Raw genomic sequence first — 3,494 nt, 5'->3', positions numbered from 1 at the left:
TCGACCACGTCATGCACATGGCCCATCACCTTGGCGAAATCGATTTCCGGCTCGTTGGCGGTGATTCCGAAGCGCGGGGACTGACGAATCTCATGGGCCGCACGCCCGGCACGAATCAGCGCCTTGGAGGGCACGCAGCCGGTATTGAGGCAGTCACCGCCCATCTTGTGGCGCTCGATCAGCGCGACACGCGCATTCACGGCAGAGGCGATATAGCTGGTGACCAGCCCGGCGGAACCGGCACCGATGACGACCATGTCGTAATCAAAGGTCTTCGGCTTGTCGAAGGCCGCCTGCTGCTTGCGCTTGCGCAGCACGCCGACGATCTTCTTGGCGATCAGCGGGAAGAGGCCCAGCGCGATGAAGGAGGCGATCAGCCCCGGCGAGAGGATGCCGGACAGGGATTCCAGCTGGCCCAGCTCACGCCCGGCGTTCACGTAGATGGCGGTGCCCGCCAGCATGCCCAGCTGGCTTGCCACGTAGAAGGTGACCACGCGCATGCGGGTCAGGCCCATCACCAGATTGACGATGAAGAACGGGAAGACCGGCACCAGGCGCAGCGTGAACAGATAGAAGCCGCCTTCGCGCTCGACGCCACGGTTGAGGGATTCCAGCTGACGGCGGAAGCGCTTCTCGATGCTCTCGCGCAGCAGAGTGCGGGAAATCAGGAAGGCCAGCGTCGCACCGATGGTGCTGGCGAAGGAGATCAGCAGCAGCCCCCAGCCGAAGCCGAACAGCGCGCCACCCAGCAGCGTCAGCAGTGCTGCACCGGGCAGTGAAAGCGCCGCCATCGCCACGTAGACGACGAAGAAGGTGCCCGCGACCTTGTACGGTGATTCCGCGAACAACGCCTGGAATTCGGACTGGCTGGCCTTGAGGCTCTGCAGGGTGAAGTAATCCTGTGCCCCGCTGGCGAAGAACACCACGATGGCAGCGACGATGGCGCCCAGAAGCAGTAACTTGCGTTTATTCACTGGCGATTTCCTTTTCGATTCCTGCCGTCATGGGCATGTCATTGGGATGTACCGTGTCCTTACGAGGCATGTCGCTGACTGGATGCACTGATTCGCGTAGCGGAGTGAATGGCAGTGGCTTGATCACGACAACGGTAACGTTTCATTCTGCATGTTCGCATCCATCCCACGTTTATTCGCGTAGAAACCTATACAGGCAGTGAGGACTCAACAGCGCCAGTCACCTCACGGCTCACCGAGACATGGAGATTTCCGTGTACTCATCTCGAAGGAATGACGCCTTTCCCGGAGACACCATGACCCGATACACGCGAATCCCCTTCCCTGCGATCAGACGTCTCACGCCACTGGCAAGCCTCCTCGGCGGCCTGCTGCTTGTCGGCCACGCCCATGCCTTCGACCCGCAGACAGCGCCCAAGGGCGTCGCCGAGGGTGTCGCTCAGGGCCAGGAAGTCGCCATCTTCGCCGGTGGCTGCTTCTGGTGCATGGAAGGCCCCTTCGACAAGCTTGAGGGTGTGATCTCGACCACCTCCGGCTATACCGCGGGCGAACAGGACAACCCGACCTACAAGCAGGTCTCCGCGGGCGGCACCGGGCATACCGAAGCGGTCAAGGTGGTCTACGAGCCGGAAAAGGTCAGCTACGACACCCTGCTGGAGGTCTTCTGGCACAACATCGACCCGGTCGCGGTGGACCGCCAGTTCTGTGATGCCGGCACCCAGTACCGCAGCGGCATCTATCCCCTCGATGAGGCCCAGCGTGACGCGGCAGAGGCCAGTCGCGATGCGCTGAAGGACAGATTCCCCGAAGGCATCGCCACCGAGATCGAGGCGGCAGGGCCCTGGTATGCGGCCGAGGACTACCATCAGGACTTCTACAAGAAGAACCCGGTGCGTTATCGCTTCTACCGCGCCGGCTGTGGCCGCGATGATCGTCTGGAAGAGATCTGGGGTGACGACGCGCCCGCGCACTGATCTCGCCCTCCAGGCCCTCTGAACGACAACGGCTCGCCATCTGGCGAGCCGTTTTCAGTTGCATGCTCTGATTTACGTGCCCTGCTCTCTATTCTGCGGTCTGCTCTGCTCTCTGATCTTCCATCAACCCTGCTCTCAGGCTCAATACTGCGTGGTGGCCCGGCGCCAGCACAGGATCGCCAGCGAGAAGGTCACCGCCAGCACCAGTACGCTGGCGGCCACCACCCCGGGCCAGCCGGCAGCCTGCCAGAAGGGTTCCAGCCAGAAGCCGCCGAGACTCGCGCCCAGATAGTAGGCGGTCAGATACAGCGCACTGGCACTGGCCCGCGCGCCCTCGGCATTGCGCCCGACCCAGGCTGAAGCTGTGGCATGCGCGAGGAAGAAGCCGAAGGCATTCAGACTCAGGCCGATCAACATGCCGATCAGCGAGTGACTCAGCGTCAGCAGCGTGCCGAGCATCACGATGCCGGTGCCCAGCATCATGGTCAGCGCCTGACCGCGTCGCTGAGCGATCGCCAGCGCGGCCTCACCGTTCTCAGCCGCACCTCCCGGTACCAGACGCCGTGCCAGCCGGCCAGACTGGGAGGCGCCGAAGGTGCCCGCCAGATAGGTCAGGAACAACAGCCCCAGCCATTGACTGCTGAGCGACCAGGGCGCCTCACTCAGCCGGAAGGTCATGTAGCTGTAGAGATTGACGAAGATGAAGAAATTCAGCCCACCGAGCAGGAACACCGGCCACAGACGAGGATTGCGCAGATGGCGACCCAGACCTGCCAGCATGCTGCTCAGCTTGAGCGGCTGGGCGACGAAGCGTCTCTGGCGCGGCAGCAGCTGCCATAACGCCCCCAGCACCAGCAGGCTGACGCCGCCGATAGCGGCGAAGCTGGCCTGCCAGCCCCAGTGCTCCGCGATCACGCCCCCCGCGACCCGCCCCGAGATGCCGCCCAGCGAATTGGCACTGATGTAGAGCCCCACCGCCACCATCAAGGCGGGTTGCTCCATCTCGTCACTCATGTACGCCACTGCCACCGCCGGCAGGCCGCCGAGCAGAAAGCCCTGCAGCGCGCGCACCGCCAGCAGCGACCAGAAGCCCTCGGCGAACAGTGCCAGCCCTGAACAGGCCACCCCGCCGGCCAGGGTCCACAGCAGAATACGCCGCCGCCCCAGCGCATCGGACAGCGGGCCGAACACCAGCAGTGCCATAGCCAGCGTCAGGGTGCTCACCGACAGGGACAGACTCGCCTGCAGCGAGCTCAGGCCCAGATCCGTCGCCAGCAGCGGCAGCAGCGGTTGCACCAGATAGAGGTTGATGAAGACCACGAAGGAGCCCAGGCACAGCGCCTGGGTCATGCGCCGCCAGTCACGCCCGCGCGCCTTGAGCGGCTCGGGCAGCTCGGACTGCGCGGTAGAGACCGAGGCGGGGGAATCGGGGGAAGAAGACGCGGAAAGCGATGAAGCCATCAGGTACCTGCACTCAATCAAGCATGGGGATGGCGCCAGTCTGCGCCGCGCGCTCGCATCAGTAAAATAGCTCGACATGATGCTG

3 protein-coding genes are annotated in these 3,494 nt (G+C 63.9%); 1 reads left to right on the top strand and 2 read right to left on the bottom strand.

Features of this window, described 5'->3' with window-relative positions; genetic code table 11:
- A partial coding sequence (locus AC4FAH_RS04010; RefSeq protein ID WP_490245663.1) for a TVP38/TMEM64 family protein occupies positions 1-974 on the bottom strand: 974 nt, incomplete at its 3' end.
- 296 nt (positions 975-1,270) lie between these two features.
- Between AC4FAH_RS04010 and msrA the strand changes: the two genes are divergently transcribed.
- Positions 1,271-1,948 (top strand): peptide-methionine (S)-S-oxide reductase MsrA, encoded by a 678-nt coding sequence (gene msrA, locus AC4FAH_RS04005; protein WP_225347181.1) that lies wholly within the window; start codon positions 1,271-1,273, stop codon positions 1,946-1,948.
- Positions 1,949-2,089: 141 nt separating this feature from the next.
- Here the strand turns inward: msrA and AC4FAH_RS04000 are convergent, their stop codons facing one another.
- A complete protein-coding gene (locus tag AC4FAH_RS04000; protein ID WP_490245662.1) occupies positions 2,090-3,409 on the bottom strand; it encodes an MFS transporter in 1,320 nt (439 codons plus the stop codon).
- Positions 3,410-3,494 lie beyond the last annotated feature (85 nt).

This window comes from Cobetia sp., assembly GCF_983723665.1.
Note: the sequence above shows the minus strand (reverse complement) of the source record. Positions and strands in the feature narration are given on the sequence as shown.